Raw genomic sequence first — 17,507 nt, 5'->3', positions numbered from 1 at the left:
TCATTACCGAAACAGATGGTCTCAAAAGCCGTTGCGAAATACGTGCAGTCCTTGCATCAAAAGAAATACCGGCAGCGCCACGGGGCCTTTCTGGTGGAAGGGGCCAAAAACGTGCGGGAGCTGCTAAGTTCGGCACTGACGGTGGAACGCTTGCTGTATACGGCGGAGTTTGCGGCGGAAAACGACGTGAGCCGCGTGCCCGCCGACCTGGCCACGCCCGACGAGCTAACCCGCCTCGGCACGCTTCAGACCAACGACGCAGCGCTGGCCGTGGTGCGCATCCCCGACGAAACGCCGCTCGATGCCCGCCCCTGCCAGCTGCTGCTGGCCCTCGACCAAGTGCGCGACCCCGGCAACGTGGGCACGCTCATTCGCCTGGCCGATTGGTACGGCCTCGGCGGCGTGGTGTTGTCGGAAACCTGCGCCGATGCCTGGAACGCCAAGACGGTGGCGGCCACCATGGGCTCCTTTACGCGGGTGCCCGTGTGGCAGCGCGACCTGCCCGCCTGGCTGGCTGGCCTGCCCTCGGCGCTGCCCGTGTACGGCGCCGACCTGCACGGCGACAACGTGCACCGGCTTCGTTTGCAGCCCACCGGTGTCCTGGTGATGGGCAGCGAGTCGCACGGCCTGACGCCCGAGGTGGAGGCCCACCTCACGCAACGCCTGCACATTCCCGGCCGCGGCGGCGCCGAAAGCCTGAACGTGGCCCTTTCCGCCGCCATCCTGCTCGATAATTTTTTTCGGAACGAGTAGAAGGAAGAGCCAAATGGCTGGATGGATAAATGGCTGGCCGTTCTGGAGTTTTCCAGAACGGCCAGCCATTTATCCATCCAGCCATTCAACAAATCAGCCTAAATGTCGCTGAAGGTGATGCCGAAGCTCACGACCTGGGCTTTGGGGCCGCGGTTTTCCTTGAACAGGTCGTTCATGTTGTACTTGGCAAACAGGTCGAAGCCGCGGATGCCGAGGGTGCCCTGCACCCCGTACTGGAAGTCCTCTAGGTTGTAGCTGCCGCGGTCTTTGTCTTTGTGGGTGCGGCCGTCCTGCTCGTACTTCACCTTGGTGTGTGCGCCAATGCGGTAGCCGACAAAGCCCCCGGCCCCGATGCGCATAATCTCGTCGTGCTTCTCGTTGCGGAACTTCAGGGTGAAGCCCACCGGCAGGTTCAGGTTGGTGGTGGCCAGCTTGCTTTTCTCGTACTGCACGTCGCCACCGGCGGCAATGTTGGTGCGCTGGTCGGTCTGCACGAAGCGGCGGTTGCCCTCCAGCATGTAGTTGTTGAAGGCTACTTCCGGGCCGAGGTGGAAGTACAGCGGGCTGTTTTTGCCGGCGCGGGCCCAGAAATTCCAGTTCAGGCTGATGTAGCGCGAACCGAACGGCCGCAGATCAAACGCCTGCTCCTGGCCGGAGGTGGGGTCGAGGTAGGGCTTGCGGTTCACCAGTGCGTTCAGGCCCAGGTCCACGCCGAAGTCGGAGCCGGTGAGCTTGTCGCGCTTCACCTGGCGGCGCACCTGCTTGAGGGAGTCGCGCTTGGTGTCGTCGTCATCGTCGTTGTTCCACTTGATGGACACGTGCTCTTTGCCAGTATCGATTTCTTGGTCCGACTCCACCTTGATGCCCATTTTGCCCATCATCACCTCCACGCGGTCGGTTTTGGTTTGGCCGCCGCGCACCGTCACGCGCACTTGCTCGGGCGCGGCCTGGCTGCTGGGTTTGTCTTTGGCGGGGTAAAATTCCATTGTCACCTGCCCGTTGCTGGACTTGCTGCCGGCAGCTTCGGCCTGGCTGATGTAGCCCGAGAGCATAATCATCAGCGAGTCGAGCTTGTATTCCTTCAGCTCGCGCAGCTGCTTTTTGTCGCGGGCCACAATGGTCATCGACACCTGGTTGGGCAGCTTCACCAGAATGGTGTCGTCGTTGCCGGCAGCGGGGGCGTAGGGGCGGGCCGAGGCAGCGGCACCGGAAAGCAGGAGCGCGGCGGTGGCGGCGCAGAAGAAAGCGGGTTTCATAAACGTAGGAAGCAGAAAGTCGGAGGAAGGGAGAGGGCGGAACCGGGCCGGAAGGCCGCTGGCTACAGCGAAATGGTTTTGGAAAGCGTGTGGCTGCCGATGCGCGCTTGCACCGTGAGGCCGGGGTTGGCCGGTAAGCCTACTTCAGTCAGGTTAGGTTTCTCGCCGCGCACCACGCGGCCTACTTGTTTCACTACCCCCAGCAACCGGCTCCGGCGCGTCAGCTCCGGTTCGGTGGTAGCCACGGCGGCTACCGCGGGCAGCTCCGGCGACTCGCGCACTTCCACCTCAATGGTACCTTGAGGCGCCCGGCCCGCTCCAGCAGCGGCCAGGGCTTGTCCGCCCACCACCGGTGCTGGAACCGGCGTAGCTGACGAAGGAAGTTGCGAAGTCGTTGCCGAGCCCGTAGGCACGGCGGCTACCATTTCCGGCTGCGCTGGGGAGCGGGGCGCCGACGGCTGCTCCGGAGCAACCACCGGGCGCGCCGTGCGGGCGGCCATCCGGATGGCTTCCCGCTGACGAGCAGCTGGCGTGGGGGTGAAAGAATCGGGGTTGGCTGGGTAGGTAGGAGCGGTTTCGGCAGCCGCGTCGGCGGGTACTGCCGGAGTAGTAGCAGAGTTGGGGTGCGGGGCCGAAGCCAGCAGTTCGGGCGAATTGGGGCCGGCAGGCTGAGCTGCTGGGGTGTGGGCCGGAGCTGCCGGTTGCGTGGCTGAAGCCAGCTCGCCGGTGGCTGCGCTGCCCTGCGGGGTGCTGGGGCGCCACAGCAGCCAGCCCGTGCCGGCTACCAGCAGCAGCGTAACGGCCGCCGCCACCGCGTACATCCAGAAACCGCCGCGGCGTTTCCGCTCTTCGGGCTCCAGGCGATCCTGCAGGTCGTACCACAGGCCGGGAGGCGGGGGCGTTACGTGCTGCTCCAGCTGGTCCCGAAACAGCTTATCAATATCTTCCGGTCGCATAATATTCTTTCGGTGAGGAGGTGGAACTGGCCTGGGTGCTGGCGGAGCCGAGGCGGCGCTGGAGCATGGCCCGGGCCTTGCTGAGCTGTGACTTGCTGGTGCCCTCCGAAATGCCCAGCAGCTCGGCTATTTCGGGGTGGTTGTAACCTTCTACGGCGTAGAGGTTGAACACTGTGCGGTAGCCGGCCGGCAGTTCGCTCAGCAGCTGCATGAGGTCGGCCGCGGCCAGGTTGCTTTCCGCGTCGGCCTGGGTGGCGGGCACGTCGGTCACCATGTCGTCGATGGCCAGGTGCAGGGGCTCCTTGCGGCGCAGCTGTCCGAGGGCTTCGTTGACCATGATGCGCCGGATCCAGCCTTCAAACGAGCCTTCGTGGCGGTACTGGTCGAGGGCCCGAAACACTTTCGTAAACCCCGTCAGCATGGCTTCTTCGGCGTCGGCGCGCTGGCGCAGGTAGCGCAGGCACACGGTCAGCATCAGCCCGGCAAACCGCTCGTAGAGCTGTTTTTGTGCCCGGACGCTGCCTTGCCGGCAGGCACTGATGAGGTCGACGTCGTTCACAGCTCGGAAAGGTAGAAGTAGGGCAGTAGTAGTGGTGTTTGGAGGGGTAGATGGAAACGTGCGGAGCAGCGTTGCCTGCCAACCAGGAAAAAGTTGCAAGGAATTTAAACCTTTGGTTTAATGTCTTGTAAATCAATGATAAAACAATGTTGCGTCACTAGGCTAAACTGCGAAAACCAGGCAGCTATCCAAAGCAAAAAGCCCCTGCAACTCCGGTTGCAGGGGCTTTTTGCCGAGAACAAGCGCTAGTAATTGCCAATCGAGAGCATTACCAGCGTGCAGGCTTCCTCGGTGCGGATGCCTTGCTGCTGGGCGCGGCGCTCCAGCTCGTCGTTTTCGGTGCCGGGGTTGAAGATGATGCGCTTCGGCTTCAGATCGAGAATGTAGTCGTACCAGGCGGGCTGGTTTTGCGGGCCCACATACAGCGTCACGGTGTCCACGTCTTCCACGGTCGGTTTGTCGGTGGCAATGTCGATGCCGGCTACGGCGCCTTTGCGGATGCCGACCGGCACTACCTCGTGACCGTGGGCCTTGAGGCGGTGCACGGCTTGGTAGGCGTAACGCGAAGGATTATCGGAAGCGCCGATGACGACGGTTTTTTTGCTGGCCATTGCGAATCAAAATGAAGTGGAGGGTCCTATAATACGCAATGGCGCCGGCAAAGGCTGTAGGGGTATCGGCTGGGCGACAGGCTAGGAATGCTGGCCCCCCGTGCTGAGCCGCGCCAACGCCCAGGCCCCGATGGCCATAACCACGTCGCGCACGGCCACATCGAGGTAGTGGCCGCTGGCCAGCAAGGAGGCGGCAACGGCCAGCAGCCACGCCATAACCACCCAAGCCCCGATGCGCGGACGGAAAAGCACCAGCACACCGGCCACTATTTCGATGAGGCCTACCAGGTGCATAAACGTGCCGGCCGAAAACGGCAGCGCGTGCACCAGGGCCGGATTCAGGTATGCCGACCAGTCGGTGAGCAGGTGCGTGAATTTGTCGAGGCCGGCCACGATGGGCACCAGCCCGTAAGTCAGGCGCAGCACCTGCGGTACCGATACCGTGGCCGGCGACGTGGCGGTCTGGTTCAGTTCGATTTGCGAAAGCATGGCAGTGAGGGGTTGAGGTGAACAATGGAATCTTGCTCATTGGATACCGTTGCCCGAAATCGGTTACACCGGCCGCCTATCTTCGAGTGCTGTAACCTTTGGCGGCCTTGTGCATCTAATTCCCACCAAGGCTGCCCAATCCCGGGCGCTTTGCCGTCACTGTTTGCTGCTATGTCGACCACCGTTTTGCCTTACGCGCCGCTGCCCGATGCCGAAGTCATCCGGCGGGTGCTGGCCGGCGAAAAACAACTCTACGAGTTGCTGCTGCGGCGCTACAACCAACGCCTGTACCGCGTGGGCCTGGGCCTGCTGCACGATGCCGATGCCGTGGAAGAAACCATGCAGGCCGCTTGGGTGAAGGCCTACGAGCAGCTGGCCAGCTTTGAGGGCCGCGCCGGCTTTGCCACCTGGGTTACGCGCATCCTCATCAACGAATGCCTGCTGCGCCAGCGCCGCCAGCGGCATTACGCTACCCTGGGCGTTGGCGCCGAAGAAGATGCTGACGACCATCCGGCTTTGCCTATCGAAGACCGAACCCCGTTGCAACTCGTGCTCAACGACGAGCTGCGCGCGGCGCTGGAAACCGCCGTGGCCGCCTTGCCGGCTGGCTACCGCAGCGTGTTTGTGCTGCGTGCGGTGGAAGGCCTGAGCGTGGTCGAAACCGCCGAATACCTTCGCCTGACCGAAACCAACGTGAAAGTTCGCCTCGCCAGAGCGCGTGAGCGGCTGCGCCAGCAATTGCAATGCTTCGACCCGCAGCGCACGTTCGCCTACCTCGGCCCGCGTTGCGACCGGATGGTGCACCTGGTACTGCGCGAGCTGTAGCGCGAAGGGTGCAATTCGCGCTACAGCCGTCTTTTTAGCGACTCAGCTGAACCGCAATGGCCTCGGCGCACCGCTCGCCGTCCATGGCCGCCGAGACGATGCCGCCCGCAAAGCCCGCGCCTTCGCCGCAGGGGTACAGCCCCGCCACTTCGGGGTGTTGCAGCGTGGCCGGGTCGCGCGGAATGCGCACCGGCGCCGAAGTACGGCTTTCCACGCCCACAATCTGGGCTGCGTTGGTGGTGTAGCCGGGAATCTTGCGCCCAAACGCCTGAAAGCCCTGCCGCAGCCGGTTGGCCAGGTTCGGGCCCAGCACCTCATCCATCGGCAATGAGGTGAGGCCGGGTTGGTAGGAGGTTTCCAGCAAACTGCGCGAGGTTTTGCGCTGCATGAAGTCGCCGAGCAGCTGCGCCGGGGCCAGTTGGGTGTTGCCGGCTAGCTGGCAGGCCCGCTGCTCGATTTCCTGCTGCAGCTTGAGGCCGGCCAGCACGCCGTGCCGCTTCAAGTCCATGTCCTCGGGCTCGATGGCCACCACAATGCCGGAGTTGGCAAAGCGCGAGTCGCGGCGGCTCGGGCTCATGCCGTTCACCACCACTTCGCCCTGCGCCGTGGCGGCTGGCACAATAAAGCCACCGGGGCACATGCAGAAAGAAAACACGCCGCGCTGGCCGCCGGGCCCGTCGGTTTGCTGCACCAGGGCGTAGGAGGCCGCCGGCAGCTGGCCGCGGTCGGTGCGGTGGTACTGGGCCTGGTCGATGAGGCTTTGCTGGTGCTCCACGCGCACACCCAGGGCAAAGGGCTTGGCTTCAATGCGCACTTTCTGGCGCAGCAGCAGCTCGTAAATATCCCGCGCCGAGTGGCCCGTGGCCAGAATCACCGCGTCGGCTTCGATGCTGGTGCCATCGGCCAACACGGCGCCCCGGGCACGGCCGCCGTCGAGCAGCAACTCGGTCATGCGCGCCTCAAAGCGCACCTCGCCGCCGTGGTCGACGATGCTCTGGCGCAGGGCCTGTACCACCGTGGGCAGTTTGTTGGTGCCGATGTGCGGGTGAGCGTCCACCAGAATTTCGGGCGTGGCGCCGTGCTGCACCAGCAGCCGCAGCACCCGCTGCACGTCGCCGCGCTTTTTGGAGCGGGTGTAGAGCTTCCCGTCGGAATAGGTGCCCGCGCCGCCCTCGCCGAAGCAGTAGTTGGAATCGGGGTCGACGATGTGCTCCTTGTTGAGCGCCGCCAAGTCGCGCCGGCGGCTGCGCACGTCCTTGCCGCGCTCCAGCACCACCGGCCGAATGCCCAGCTCAATGCAGCGCAAGGCCGCAAACAACCCAGCCGGCCCCGCGCCCACAATCACGGCGCTCTGTTTGGCCTGGCTGACATCTTGGTACTGCACCCACGGCCCAAACAGCTCCCGCGGCGGCGGCGTGCGGTAAATATCGGCCCGCAGGCGCACGCCCACGTTGCGGCCCCGTGCGTCGATGGAGCGGCGCAGCAAGTGCACAAAATCGGCTTGGCCGGGTTTCAGGCCCGCGGCCTGCAGCAGGGCCCGGTAGCGGGCCAACTCGTCGTACGCCTCGGCGGGCGCCAGCACGAGTTCAACTTCGTATTTATCCATAAAGTGGGCGGCAGGGAGTTAGGCCTGCAAGCCGGGTAGGGTTCAGACCGCAAAATTACGGCGGGAGTTCCGGATGTGGGTACTTGACACCGAAGGCAGCCGCTTTCTCATGAGTGGCGGGCAATGAAAAAGCGGCCGTAGCTGGAGAGCTACGGCCGCTTTTCGGTGTCTCAGAAGGCTTCGGGTAAAGCCTTAGGTGAGGATATTAGCCGAGACGTCGGCCTGCTTGTTGCGCAATTCGGCCAGTCGTTCGTTGTACTTGGCTGCGCCTTGGTTTTTCGGGTCGCGGCGCTGGGCTAGGCGGAAATACTCGCGGGCGGCCTTGGCGTCGCCCTGCAGGCTCAGGCAGGCGCTGAAACCGTAATACACGTTGCAGTTGGTCGAATCGAGCAGCCAGGCCTGGTTGAAGCGCTTGATGGATACCGCCGGATCCTGCTGGGCCAGGTGCTGCCACCCCAGCTCCACGCTCACTTCGGAGGCGGCGTGGGCGTCGCGGCGGTACTTGCGCAGCTCCGAGGCTATGAAGTCCTGGTCAATTTTCTGAAGGGCTTTCGACTTGGCCTTGCCGCCGTAGCGCGGCAGCGTATTGATGGGCCGGGGCCCGTCGTGGTTGCCGTAGGAGGCCGCGGGCAAACCCAGCAGCAGGCACAGGCCCGCGAAGGAGGCTACAACGAGATGCTTCATGGCAGGGAGTCGAAAACCAAAAATAGCCAGTCGAACCACAAGAACGACTGGCTACCCCGGATTATTTTTTAACACCGGCCGCCGCAGCGGCTACTTCTTCCAGCACTTGGTCGACCCAGCTTTTGCCCCAGTCTTCGAGTTCCTGCTCGGTCCAGAGCTGCGGGTAGAAGATGCGCTTCTGAAACTTGGGTGGCAGGTACTTGCGCCAGTTGGTGCCGCCGGTGGCCGGTACGGCGTCGCCGGCCTGGCGCTCCAGGTAGCGCACCGCCGACTTGTAGTGCATCAGCGGCCAGTTGATGTTCACGTTCACGTCGAGCTGCTTGAGCTGGCGCAGCAGGCGCGGGTGGCGCCGGTCGTCGACGGGCAGGCGCTCCACCACGGCCCACACGTTGCGCTGGCGGAACTGGGCGGCGTGGTCGATGAGTTTTTGGTGGTATTTCTCCTCAAACTGCAGCAGGGTGAGGGTTTTGGCACCGTCGTGCTCCTGGGTGGCGCCGGCCTTCCAGTAAATGCAGCCCATCAGCTCCTCGTGGTCGTCCGACTCGCCCAGCAACCGGTGCTTCTCCTTGTCGAGCAGGTTGTCGAGGGAAGTCGAGGCAATTTCAATCATGCGGTACTGCACGCTCTGAAAGCCCGAGGCCGGCATCAGCGACAGGCGGAACTGCAGAAACTGCTGCCGGTCCATGCCGTCGACCATCACATCGAACGAGTCGATCAGGTTTTCGAAGTAGCGGTTGATGCGGCCCAGGCGCAGCACCAGCTCGCCCAGCGTGGGGTTTTGCAGGTTGCCGATCTGTTCGTATTCCACCAGGCAGAGCTTGAAGTACAGCTCCGTAATCTGGTGGTACATGATGAAAATCTGCTCGTCGGGAATCTTGGTCAGCGGCCGTTGCAGCGAAAGCAGCGTATCCAGCTCAATGTAGTCCCAGTAGTTGACGTAGTCGGCGTGGTACAGGCCTTCGAGGTAGGCGGCCAGATCCTGGCCGTCGGCAGCGTATTTCTCCTGCAAACGCCGCAGCTGGGTGAGGACCGCGGGAGAGAATTCGTCGTGATTCGACATTGGGGTGGGTGGGGAAATCTGGGGGAGGGGTTACAAAGAACGAAAAAGCCGGGAAAAAGACAGCCATTCGGGGCAACCTATTCGGCAAGCCGCGCATCTACCGGGCAGCCGAGCGTGCGGCAAAGTACGCTGCGCGCGTTTGGGCCGTTGTTTTTGATTGCTGAGCCAGTACCTTTAGCCCATCTTATGGCCGAAAAAAGCAGCATATTCGACATGATTGGGCCGGTGATGATTGGGCCCAGCTCCTCGCACACGGCCGGGGTGGTGCGCATCGCGCGCGCCGCCATCCGCGTGCTGGGTTCGCAGCCCACCCACGCCACCATCACGTTCTACAATTCCTTTGCCCGCACCTACGAAGGCCACGGCTCCGACCGCGCCATCGTGGCCGGGCTGCTCGATTACCCCACCGACGACAAGCGCATCCGCGAGTCGTTCGACCACGCCAAAGAAGCGGGGCTGAACTTCACGTTTCAGGGGGTGGGCAACGCCTCTACCATGCACCCGAACACCATCCGGCTGGAGCTGCGCGACGAGCGCGCCGGCACGCAGGTGGAGGTGATTGGGCAAAGCCGGGGCGGCGGCGTGATTCGCATCGTGGAGGTCGACGGGTTTCCGTGCGACTTCTCGGCGGCGCTGCACACGCTCATCATCGATGCCGACGATGTGAAAGGCTCCATTGCCTTCATTGCCGACGTCATTGCCCACGACGACTGCAACATTGCCACCATGAACGTGAGCCGCCAGGGCAAAAACCAGGTGGCCCGCCAATTCATCGAAATCGACTCTCCGCTGACCGAGCTGAGCCTGCAATACCTGCGCCACCTGCGCTGGGTGCACCAGGTGCGCTACATCCCGGCCATCGACTAACGCCGGCCGCTGCAGCGGCCGGCACAAGCGGCCGCTGCGGGTTCCTGTCTCTTTTTTCTGCTCGAAAAACACCCTTAGCCCGATGACTACTCTTGCCTCGTTTTTGTCGCGCCACACAGCGGGTCCGGCAGGTGCGCTGCTGCTCGCCTCGCTGGGGCTGGCTTTGCCCGCGGCGGCCCAGACTACGCCAGCGGCCCCGCCCGCCGCGGCCGTGCCCCAGGCGGCTCCTTCCGGGCCGTGGTCGTTGCAGCAGGCCGTCGACTACGCCCTGAAAAACAACCTGCAGGTGCGCCAGTCGCAACTGACGTCGGAGCTGAGCGACGCCACGCTGCGCCAGAGCCGGGCGGGCTTGCTGCCCACGGCCAACGCCAACGCCTCGCAGAACTGGAACTTTGGTACTTCCATCGACCCGCTGACCAACGAGTTTAAAACGAGCACCATTCGCTCGAACAACTTCTCGTTGTCGGGCCAGGTGAACCTGTTTTCGGGGTTTCAGGTGCGCAACACCATCAAGCGCGACGCCCTCGACTACCAGGCCAGCCTGAACGACATCGAAAAAGCCCGCAACGACCTGAGCTTGAACGTGGCCTCGGCCTACCTGCAGGTGCTGCTGGCCGATGAGCTGCTGCGCACCAACCAGCTGCGCGTGAATTCTACCCAGCAGCAGGTAGAGCGCACCCAGAAGCTGCTGCGGGCCGGCTCGGTGGCCGAAAGCAACCTGCTCGACAGCCAGGCCCAACTTGCCTCCGACGAACTGAACGTGGTAACGGCCCAGAACCAGCGCAACCTGGCCCTGCTGCAGCTGGCGCAGCTGCTCAACCTCGACGCGGCCGGCAGCAGCAATGTAGCCATCGTCACGCCGCAACTGCCCGACCCCGACGAGGTGCCGCTCGAAAACGACCTGAACGGCATTTACGAAACGGCCCAGGGCCGCCTGCCCGAAATCAAGGCCGCCGACCTGCGGGTGCAAAGCTCCATGCGCGGCGTGGAAGTAGCCCGTGGCGCCTACTACCCGCGGCTGAGCTTTGGAGCGGGCATTTTTACCGGCTATTCGTCGGCGCGCTCGTCGTTTATTCCCACCGGCGAAGTCGATTTCAGTTACGCGCCGGTGTTCATCTACAACCCCGCCGCGCCTACCACGCCGCCCATTCCCACACAGTACGTGACCGGGGTGGCGCAGCCGCGCTTTGAAACCAAGCCCACCGCCTTTTCCAACCAGCTGGGCGACAACCTGGGCAAGCAGCTGCAGTTCAACCTCAACATTCCCATTCTAAACGGCTTTCAGGCCCGCACCAACGTGCAGCGGTCCGAAATCAACGTGAAGCGGGCCGAACTGAACCGCGAACAAGCCCGCCTGACGCTGCGCCAGAGCATTCAGCAGGCCTACGCCGATGCCCTGGCCGCCCAGCGCCGCTACGCCTCCAGCAAGCGGCAGGTAGAAGCCTTGGCCACGGCCCAGCGCAACGCCGAAATCCGCTTCAACAACGGCCTGATGAACGGCACCGACTACAACATTGCCAAGAACAACCTGAACGCGGCCGAGTCGACCATGATTCAGGCCAAGTACGAGTACTTGTTCCGCAGCAAGGTGCTGGATTTCTACCAAGGCAAGCCGTTGGCGCTGTAAGCTGATTGTCAGTGCGAAAACGACAGTTTTTCTCCTTTTAGGCCGGCTGCCACGAAACCGTTGCTGAAACGGCGCACGTGGCAGCCGTCTTTTTTACTTCTTTTGCTCCGCCGGCGCTCCTGCCGGTCATTGCTGACCCTTCTTTGTAGGTACTATGCGCAACAACCGTCTGTTGTTTATTCTGCTCGGCGTGCTGGCGTTGCTGCTCGCCGGTTTTGTGGTGGCCAAAAAGCAGGGCTGGGTGGGCAAGCCCGCCGGTGTGGAGGTGCTGGCTGAAAAAGCCGGCCCGGCCAGCATCGTGGAGAAGGTGAGTGCCTCGGGCAAAGTGCAGCCCGAAACGGAGGTAAAAATCTCGCCGGACGTATCGGGCGAAATAACCGAGCTGTACGTGCGCGAAGGCGACTCCGTGCGCAAAGGCCAGTTGCTGCTGCGCATTCGGCCCGATAACTACCAGGCCATGGTCAGCCAGCAGTCGGCCGTGGTGGGCACGCAGCAGGCCAACGTGGGCCAAAGCCAGGCGCGCCTGCAGCAGCTCATTGCCTCGGCCAAGCAAACCGAGCTGACGTACCGCCGCAACGCCTCGCTCTACAAGCAGAAGGTGATTTCACAGGCCGAATATGAGCAGGCCAAAGCCGCTTACGACGCTTCACAGGAAGAAATCAACTCGGCCAAGGCCAGCATTCGGGCCGCTCAGAGCTCGGTGCGCTCGGCCCAGGCCGGCCTCGAAGAAGCCCGCAAGAACCTCAACAAAACCACCATCTACGCCCCCGTGAGCGGCACGGTGAGCAAGCTGAACGTAGAGAAAGGCGAACGAGTGGTGGGTACTTCCCAAATGGCCGGTACCGAAATCATGCGCATTGCCAACCTCAACTCGATGGAAGTGCGCGTGAACGTGAACGAAAACCAGATTGTGAACGTGAACCTGGGCGACTCGGCCGACGTGGAGGTGGACTCTTACACGAGCAAGGGCGAGAAGTTTCGCGGCATCGTCACCAGCATTGCCAACAGCGCCAAGGATGCCCTGACGGCCGAAGCCGTAACCGAGTTTGAGGTGCGCGTGCGCCTGCTGCCCGAGTCGTACCGCCAGCTGGTGCGCAACGTGGCCGGCCGCACCATCGTGCCGTTCCGCCCGGGCATGACGGCCTCCGTCGACATCATTACCGACCGCCGCACGGGCGTGTTGGCCGTGCCGCTGAACGCGGTGACGACGCGCACCGACAGCGTGATGCTGGCCGATAAGGAAAAGCAAAAAGGCGGCGTGAAGGTGCGCGTGGGCGGCCGCGGTGGTTCGGGCCCCAGCGAGGAGCAGGCCAAACCTAAGGGCGACGTGCAGGAAGTCGTGTTCGTGATTCGCAACAGCAAGGCCGTGCTGGTGCCCGTGAAAACCGGCATCAACGATTTGGAGCACATCCAGATTCTGGAAGGCATCAAGGCCGGCGACGAAGTGGTGAGCGGGCCCTACGGCGTGGTATCGAATGCGCGGCGCCTGAAAGACGGCAGCCTGGTAGTGGTGAAAGACGCTAAGAGCCTGAACCGCGCCGCCTTGAAGGAAGACGCGGCCGACGACAACGACTAAGCCAAACGCCACTGCAACCGGCAAGAGGAGAGGCCGGGGCTGCTTGCAGCCCCGGCCTCTCGCTTTTTTTGCCTAAACTCGGCCGCCGGGCGGCCTGCGGGCCACGTTGCCCGTTGAGCGCCGCCTTTTCTTTTCTGCTTCCCTGCCGCACCTCCGGTGCGGTTGCTGACCTTTTCCCCGTGGATAAAATAGCCATGATTGGCGGCGGCTCGTGGGCCACCGCGCTTGCCAAGATTCTCTCCGAAAACGGCGCCCGCGTGAGCTGGTGGATGCGCAACAAAGCCGACGTGGAGCACCTGCGCAGCACCCGCCACAACGCCCGCTACCTCTCGTCGGTGCAGTTCGACCTCACCCGCGTCACGCCTTCTACCGACATCGGGGAGGTGGTGAAGGACGCCGATTGGGTGGTGCTGGCCGTGCCCGCAGCTTTCGTGAAGGAAGCCCTCGACAAGCTCGACCGCGACGCGTTCAAGAACAAGCGCATCATTTCGGCCATCAAGGGCATGATTCCGGGGCGCAACGAGCTGGTGACCGACTACGCCATGGAGCGGTTTAAAGTAACCCGCGACCGGGTAGGGGTAGTGGCCGGCCCCTGCCACGCCGAGGAAGTGGCGCTGGAAAAGCAGAGCTACCTCACCATCGGCTCGCCCGACCTGGCCCTGGCCGAGGATTTCTGCCAGCGCCTGCGCAACCGCTACGTGAAGGCGCACCCGGCTGCCGACCTCGACGGCATCGAGTACTGCGCCGTCATGAAAAACATCATTGCCCTGACCGCCGGCGTGGCCCACGGCCTCGGGTACGGCGACAACTTCCAGGCCGTGCTGGTGGCCAATGCCGTGCAGGAAATCCGCCGTTTCCTCTACGCCCTCAGTCCCCAGCCCCGCGACCTGTCGGCCTCGGCTTACCTCGGCGACTTGCTGGTGACGGCCTACTCGCAGTTTTCGCGCAACCGCACCTTCGGCAACATGGTGGGCCGGGGCTACTCGGTGAAGTCGGCGCAGATGGAGATGAACATGATTGCCGAGGGCTACTATGCCGTCAAGAGCATTTACGAGCTAAACAAAGACCTGCGCGTGAACATGCCCATCACCACGGCCGCCTACCACGTGCTCTACGAGAAGATTTCGCCGGCCGTGGAGTTGGAAATTTTGAAGGAGAAGTTTAGATGAGTGGCCGCTGGGTCGTTGGGCTGTGGTACTGCTCCCTTGGCGCTGCGGTGGCGGCTTTTGGGGCCATTGTCGTCAGTTATATCTGGTTCGACGGCGCCCTGTGGCTGCGCGGGGCGGAACTGCAAGGCTGGACCATATACCCGCCGCTTTCGGCCTTGCCGCAGGCCATTCCTGAATCGGAGAACAGCAATCCGTTCAGCTTTATGATGTACGTGGGTACGTTGTCGGCTTCTGCAGCGGCGGGTGTCTTCTCGCTGCTGTTTTGGGCGGTGGCTTTCAGAGGACGGCTGGCATTACGTGAAGCGGGCTTTTCGCCGGCACTGGCGTGGTTGCCGCTGCTGCTGCTTGGGCCCACAGTGTTGCACGGGGCCAGTGTTGTATACCGGCAGTATGGGAATGCAACCAAAGCAGACCAACTCACCTCGGAGCGGCAGGTGGGCAACGTATACGAAGTGTTTGGCACCGGGCCGATGCCCGATTCGGTAGCCCGCAACGGGGCCAACCCAACTTTCCCGATGCCAACCGACAGCTTGCACACAAGATGATGCGGACGGCGCTGTCAGCCGTTTTTGCGTATTAGCTTCCTCTCTCCATTTAAACACGAGCTAGCTCTATGGCCACCTGGGACTACCACAATTTCGACAACGACGCGGCGGCTGACTTCGCCGAGGATTTTCGCCAACGCCCCAACGAAGCCGTGCTCTACGAAGCCCTGGCCACGGCCGCCGAGGAAGAAGGCCAGTTGGAAGCTGCCGAGGCCAGCCAAGCCCTGGCCGCTGCCGAGCTGGTGGCCGCCGTCATCGGCAAGCCCGCTGCCGACATGCCCGTGGGCCTGCTACCGGCCACAACCCAACTCGATGCCGACGGGCAGGAAGACCTGCAGGAGCTGGCCATTGAAGCCGTGCAGGCGGTGCTGCGCAAGTCGGAGCTGCAGGAGTTGTGGGCCGAAAACGAGAATTACGCCGCCTGGCAACAGCTGCAGCAGAACCTGCTGACGCGGTTGGGGCTGGAAGAATAACCTTATGCCCTGGCTGCTTCTGGCACTGCTTACCGCCCTGAGCCTTGCCTTCTACAACTTCTTCATCAAGCTGGCTGCCGACCACGTGCCGGCAGCCGTGGGGGCCGTGGTATTGCAGCTGGTGGCCGCCGCGCTGGGTGGGGTGTGGCTCGTGCGCCTCAAGCTGCAGGGCCAGCCGCTGCCCATTAGCAGCCAAGGGCTGTGGCTGGCGGCGTTGGCCGGGCTAGGCGTGGGGCTGGCCGAAATTCTCACCTTTGTGGTCTTCAGCCGTGGGGTGCCGTCGTCGGTGGGGACGCCGGTAATTGTGGGAGGCTCGGTGCTGCTGACGGCCGTGCTGGGGCTGGTGGTGTTGCGCGAAACCCTGACGCTGCCGCAAGTGCTGGGCTTGCTGCTGATTGTGGGCGGCATTGCGTTGCTGGCCCGCGGCCATTAATGTCTTCCAACAAAGTAAATAGCCCGCTGCAGCCCGCCCTCCAGCGGGCTTTTTTACGGCTCTACTGCAGGGCACCTTCCTCGCTCACATACTTATGCGAGGCGCAATACATCGTTGTGTGATTGTGCTGAGCGAATCCCAGGTGGTTCTTTGTACTGCTGCTGCTTGCCGACGCAACAGGAGCCAATGAGCGGCCAACGGGCCGCTATGGACAAGGTCGCGTCAGCCGCAGCTATTACCCACCAATCGATTGGTAGTATGAACAATCTTCACTGGATAGCCAACGGCCTTGTGGTAGTGGCCGGCTTACTGACCGCTCAGCCCAAAGCTGCAACTGCCCACACCGAGTGGTCGGTGCCGCAACTACAACCAGACGTATGGTGGCATCCCAATTCGGATGCGCTGCGCCGCTCGACGGCCTATGCGGCGCGCGACGCGGCCCGCAAAGTGCCCGAAGGAGCCCGCGCCTCGGCCGTGCGGGCCATTGGCCGCTTGGTACGGGCCTACGCCGAATCCAGCGAAACCAAAACGCCTCACCGGTACCGCCTGCTGGGCCGCACCGGCCTACTCGGCTAAGAACATTCCCATAGGACAAGCGAAGCAAATTATTCTTCCGCTTCGCAATCGATTTTCTGTCTTGGTGAGCTGGGTTCAGCCTTTTTCTTGCGTTGAGTCGGCGACACCGTAGCAACGGGTAGTACCGGGCACCCGTATCTTCGGGGCGCGCAAGCAGGTCGTCCCCTCGGGCCTGTTCGTGCGTTTGCGCCACCGCCAGAAGGGCCGCTGGTGCGTCGATTGTGCCACCCAAAGCCGTTGTTGGCGGTTTTGCAGAAGGAGGGAAGCTATGATTTCTATGACTACCGCAGCCGCACCGGCTGCGCCCCGCACGCACCGTTTAGCGGTAGCGGCCTGGTTTTTCCTGCAAGGACTGATCTTTTCCAGTTGGGCTTCGCGCATTCCCGCCATCCAGCAGCGCATGGGCTTTTCCGACGCCACGCTGGGCCTCCTGCTGCTGGCTATTCCGCTGGGCCAACTGCCGTCGTTGCCGCTCACGGGCTGGCTGATTCACAAATACGGCAGCCGCCACACCGCCATTGCCGGGGCCGCGCTCTACAGCCTGTCGCTGGTGGGGCTGGGCTGGGCCGAGGGGCCGTGGCTGCTGGTGCCGTGTCTGGTGGCGTTTGGCTTCGCCAGCAACCTGATGAACATTTCCATCAACACGCAGGCCGTGGGCGTGGAGGCGCTGTACGAGAAACCCATCATGGCCTCGTTTCACGGCGTTTGGAGCTTGGCCGGCTTCACCGGTGCCCTCATCGGCACGGCCATGATTGGCTGGGGCGTATTGCCGGAGTTCCACTTTCTGCTGATTACGGGCTTGGTTGCGGCGGGCGCCCTGCTTACTTCCGGTGCTCTGTTGCCCCACGCCGCAGCCGACGATGAAGAACAGCCCGCCTTTGTGATGCCCGACCGCACCCTGCTGGGTCTGGGAGCCATTGCCTTTTGCGCCCTCATTTGCGAAGGCGCCATGTTCGACTGGAGCGGCGTCTACTTCAAGAAAGTAGTGCACGCCGAAAAAGCCTGGGTGGGCGCTGGCTACACGGCCTTTATGAGCACCATGGCTTTGGGCCGCTTCGGCGCCGACCGCCTTACGGCCCGCTTGGGGTCAAAGCGGGTGATTCAGCTGAGCGGCATGCTCACGGCTTTTGGCCTGCTGGTGGCGGTGCTGTTTCCCACGCTCATCACGGCCGTGCTGGGCTTTATGCTGGTGGGCTTCGGCACGTCGTCGGTGGTGCCGCTGGTGTACAGCGCGGCCGGCCGTTCTACGGTGATGCCGGCGGGTATGGCACTGGCGGCCGTGTCGACCATCGGTTTTCTGGGTTTTCTGGTTGGCCCCCCGATCATCGGGATAGTGGCCGGCGCTACCAGCCTGCGCGTTTCCTACGCGCTTATTGCGGTGATGGGCGTGTGCGTGGCGGCGGTGGCTTCGCGCGTGAAGCTGTGAGGAGGTAAGTAGCTGG

The 17,507-nt window shown here is 63.1% G+C and carries 19 protein-coding genes; 11 read left to right on the top strand and 8 right to left on the bottom strand.

Features of this window, described 5'->3' with window-relative positions; genetic code table 11:
- The first annotated feature begins 42 nt into the window (after nucleotides 1-42).
- A complete protein-coding gene (locus tag F0P96_RS18895) occupies nucleotides 43-753 on the top strand; it encodes an RNA methyltransferase (protein WP_338074403.1) in 711 nt (236 codons plus the stop codon).
- Nucleotides 754-851: 98 nt separating this feature from the next.
- Here F0P96_RS18895 and F0P96_RS18890 read toward each other — a convergent pair whose 3' ends face one another.
- The 5 genes from F0P96_RS18890 to F0P96_RS18870 form a co-directional block, all read right to left on the bottom strand.
- A complete protein-coding gene (locus F0P96_RS18890) occupies nucleotides 852-2,009 on the bottom strand; it encodes an outer membrane beta-barrel protein (RefSeq protein WP_151080546.1) in 1,158 nt (385 codons plus the stop codon).
- Nucleotides 2,010-2,071: 62 nt separating this feature from the next.
- On the bottom strand, nucleotides 2,072-2,965 hold the full coding sequence (locus F0P96_RS18885) for a hypothetical protein (RefSeq protein WP_151080545.1): 894 nt from the start codon (nucleotides 2,963-2,965) through the stop codon (nucleotides 2,072-2,074).
- Complete coding sequence (locus F0P96_RS18880) at nucleotides 2,946-3,524, bottom strand: RNA polymerase sigma factor (RefSeq protein WP_151080544.1); 579 nt, start codon at nucleotides 3,522-3,524, stop codon at nucleotides 2,946-2,948. The genes F0P96_RS18885 and F0P96_RS18880 overlap by 20 nt, the downstream gene beginning before the upstream one ends.
- A gap of 245 nt (nucleotides 3,525-3,769) precedes the next feature.
- Nucleotides 3,770-4,135, bottom strand: coding sequence for a CoA-binding protein (locus F0P96_RS18875; protein ID WP_151080543.1), 366 nt, complete (start codon nucleotides 4,133-4,135; stop codon nucleotides 3,770-3,772).
- Between the two features lie 81 nt (nucleotides 4,136-4,216).
- Nucleotides 4,217-4,624 carry a DoxX family membrane protein gene (locus F0P96_RS18870; RefSeq protein WP_235917531.1) on the bottom strand — a complete coding sequence of 136 codons (408 nt, stop codon included), beginning with the start codon at nucleotides 4,622-4,624 and terminating at the stop codon, nucleotides 4,217-4,219.
- Between the two features lie 171 nt (nucleotides 4,625-4,795).
- Here F0P96_RS18870 and F0P96_RS18865 point away from each other — a divergent pair, with 171 nt between their 5' ends.
- Nucleotides 4,796-5,449, top strand: coding sequence for a sigma-70 family RNA polymerase sigma factor (locus tag F0P96_RS18865; protein WP_160619943.1), 654 nt, complete (start codon nucleotides 4,796-4,798; stop codon nucleotides 5,447-5,449).
- Between the two features lie 34 nt (nucleotides 5,450-5,483).
- On the opposite strand, the gene F0P96_RS18860 is transcribed toward F0P96_RS18865, so the two are convergent.
- From F0P96_RS18860 to F0P96_RS18850, 3 genes are all read right to left on the bottom strand, one after another.
- On the bottom strand, nucleotides 5,484-7,055 hold the full coding sequence (locus tag F0P96_RS18860; RefSeq protein ID WP_151080541.1) for an NAD(P)/FAD-dependent oxidoreductase: 1,572 nt from the start codon (nucleotides 7,053-7,055) through the stop codon (nucleotides 5,484-5,486).
- 192 nt (nucleotides 7,056-7,247) lie between these two features.
- Nucleotides 7,248-7,739, bottom strand: a complete 492-nt coding sequence (locus F0P96_RS18855; RefSeq protein ID WP_151080540.1) for a tetratricopeptide repeat protein — start codon at nucleotides 7,737-7,739, stop codon at nucleotides 7,248-7,250.
- A gap of 61 nt (nucleotides 7,740-7,800) precedes the next feature.
- Nucleotides 7,801-8,799 carry a tryptophan 2,3-dioxygenase family protein gene (locus tag F0P96_RS18850; protein ID WP_151080539.1) on the bottom strand — a complete coding sequence of 333 codons (999 nt, stop codon included), beginning with the start codon at nucleotides 8,797-8,799 and terminating at the stop codon, nucleotides 7,801-7,803.
- Nucleotides 8,800-8,985: 186 nt separating this feature from the next.
- Between F0P96_RS18850 and sdaAB the strand changes: the two genes are divergently transcribed.
- From sdaAB to F0P96_RS18805, 9 genes are all read left to right on the top strand, one after another.
- The gene (gene sdaAB / locus F0P96_RS18845) at nucleotides 8,986-9,666 is read left to right on the top strand and encodes an L-serine ammonia-lyase, iron-sulfur-dependent subunit beta (RefSeq protein ID WP_151080538.1); all 681 of its coding nucleotides are present in this window, start codon (nucleotides 8,986-8,988) and stop codon (nucleotides 9,664-9,666) included.
- A gap of 82 nt (nucleotides 9,667-9,748) precedes the next feature.
- Nucleotides 9,749-11,293 (top strand): TolC family protein, encoded by a 1,545-nt coding sequence (locus F0P96_RS18840; RefSeq protein ID WP_151080537.1) that lies wholly within the window; start codon nucleotides 9,749-9,751, stop codon nucleotides 11,291-11,293.
- A 154-nt stretch (nucleotides 11,294-11,447) separates the two neighbouring features.
- Nucleotides 11,448-12,869 (top strand): efflux RND transporter periplasmic adaptor subunit, encoded by a 1,422-nt coding sequence (locus tag F0P96_RS18835; protein WP_151080536.1) that lies wholly within the window; start codon nucleotides 11,448-11,450, stop codon nucleotides 12,867-12,869.
- A 179-nt stretch (nucleotides 12,870-13,048) separates the two neighbouring features.
- On the top strand, nucleotides 13,049-14,038 hold the full coding sequence (locus F0P96_RS18830; protein WP_235917530.1) for an NAD(P)H-dependent glycerol-3-phosphate dehydrogenase: 990 nt from the start codon (nucleotides 13,049-13,051) through the stop codon (nucleotides 14,036-14,038).
- Nucleotides 14,035-14,583 carry a hypothetical protein gene (locus tag F0P96_RS18825; protein ID WP_151080535.1) on the top strand — a complete coding sequence of 183 codons (549 nt, stop codon included), beginning with the start codon at nucleotides 14,035-14,037 and terminating at the stop codon, nucleotides 14,581-14,583. Before F0P96_RS18830 ends, F0P96_RS18825 begins: the two co-directional genes overlap by 4 nt.
- A 68-nt stretch (nucleotides 14,584-14,651) precedes the next feature.
- Nucleotides 14,652-15,056 (top strand): DUF4259 domain-containing protein, encoded by a 405-nt coding sequence (locus F0P96_RS18820; protein WP_151080534.1) that lies wholly within the window; start codon nucleotides 14,652-14,654, stop codon nucleotides 15,054-15,056.
- A 4-nt stretch (nucleotides 15,057-15,060) separates the two neighbouring features.
- Nucleotides 15,061-15,489, top strand: a complete 429-nt coding sequence (locus F0P96_RS18815; protein WP_151080533.1) for an EamA family transporter — start codon at nucleotides 15,061-15,063, stop codon at nucleotides 15,487-15,489.
- A 258-nt stretch (nucleotides 15,490-15,747) separates the two neighbouring features.
- Nucleotides 15,748-16,065 (top strand): hypothetical protein, encoded by a 318-nt coding sequence (locus tag F0P96_RS18810; protein WP_151080532.1) that lies wholly within the window; start codon nucleotides 15,748-15,750, stop codon nucleotides 16,063-16,065.
- 277 nt (nucleotides 16,066-16,342) lie between these two features.
- Complete coding sequence (locus tag F0P96_RS18805) at nucleotides 16,343-17,491, top strand: MFS transporter (protein ID WP_151080531.1); 1,149 nt, start codon at nucleotides 16,343-16,345, stop codon at nucleotides 17,489-17,491.
- Nucleotides 17,492-17,507: the final 16 nt, after the last annotated feature.

The organism is Hymenobacter busanensis, from assembly GCF_008727865.1.
Classification (GTDB): Bacteria; Bacteroidota; Bacteroidia; order Cytophagales; family Hymenobacteraceae; genus Solirubrum; species Solirubrum busanense.
Note: the sequence above shows the minus strand (reverse complement) of the source record. Positions and strands in the feature narration are given on the sequence as shown.

Coding starts and splice junctions, on each gene's coding strand:
- F0P96_RS18890 (WP_151080546.1), bottom strand. CDS start 2,009: ATGAAACCCGCTTTCTTCTGCGCCGCCACCGCCGCGCTCCTGCTTTCC.
- F0P96_RS18885 (WP_151080545.1), bottom strand. CDS start 2,965: ATGCGACCGGAAGATATTGATAAGCTGTTTCGGGACCAGCTGGAGCAG.
- F0P96_RS18875 (WP_151080543.1), bottom strand. CDS start 4,135: ATGGCCAGCAAAAAAACCGTCGTCATCGGCGCTTCCGATAATCCTTCG.
- F0P96_RS18870 (WP_235917531.1), bottom strand. CDS start 4,624: ATGCTTTCGCAAATCGAACTGAACCAGACCGCCACGTCGCCGGCCACG.
- F0P96_RS18865 (WP_160619943.1), top strand. CDS start 4,796: ATGTCGACCACCGTTTTGCCTTACGCGCCGCTGCCCGATGCCGAAGTC.
- F0P96_RS18860 (WP_151080541.1), bottom strand. CDS start 7,055: ATGGATAAATACGAAGTTGAACTCGTGCTGGCGCCCGCCGAGGCGTAC.
- F0P96_RS18855 (WP_151080540.1), bottom strand. CDS start 7,739: ATGAAGCATCTCGTTGTAGCCTCCTTCGCGGGCCTGTGCCTGCTGCTG.
- F0P96_RS18850 (WP_151080539.1), bottom strand. CDS start 8,799: ATGTCGAATCACGACGAATTCTCTCCCGCGGTCCTCACCCAGCTGCGG.
- sdaAB (WP_151080538.1), top strand. CDS start 8,986: ATGGCCGAAAAAAGCAGCATATTCGACATGATTGGGCCGGTGATGATT.
- F0P96_RS18840 (WP_151080537.1), top strand. CDS start 9,749: ATGACTACTCTTGCCTCGTTTTTGTCGCGCCACACAGCGGGTCCGGCA.
- F0P96_RS18835 (WP_151080536.1), top strand. CDS start 11,448: ATGCGCAACAACCGTCTGTTGTTTATTCTGCTCGGCGTGCTGGCGTTG.
- F0P96_RS18825 (WP_151080535.1), top strand. CDS start 14,035: ATGAGTGGCCGCTGGGTCGTTGGGCTGTGGTACTGCTCCCTTGGCGCT.
- F0P96_RS18820 (WP_151080534.1), top strand. CDS start 14,652: ATGGCCACCTGGGACTACCACAATTTCGACAACGACGCGGCGGCTGAC.
- F0P96_RS18815 (WP_151080533.1), top strand. CDS start 15,061: ATGCCCTGGCTGCTTCTGGCACTGCTTACCGCCCTGAGCCTTGCCTTC.
- F0P96_RS18810 (WP_151080532.1), top strand. CDS start 15,748: ATGAACAATCTTCACTGGATAGCCAACGGCCTTGTGGTAGTGGCCGGC.
- F0P96_RS18805 (WP_151080531.1), top strand. CDS start 16,343: ATGACTACCGCAGCCGCACCGGCTGCGCCCCGCACGCACCGTTTAGCG.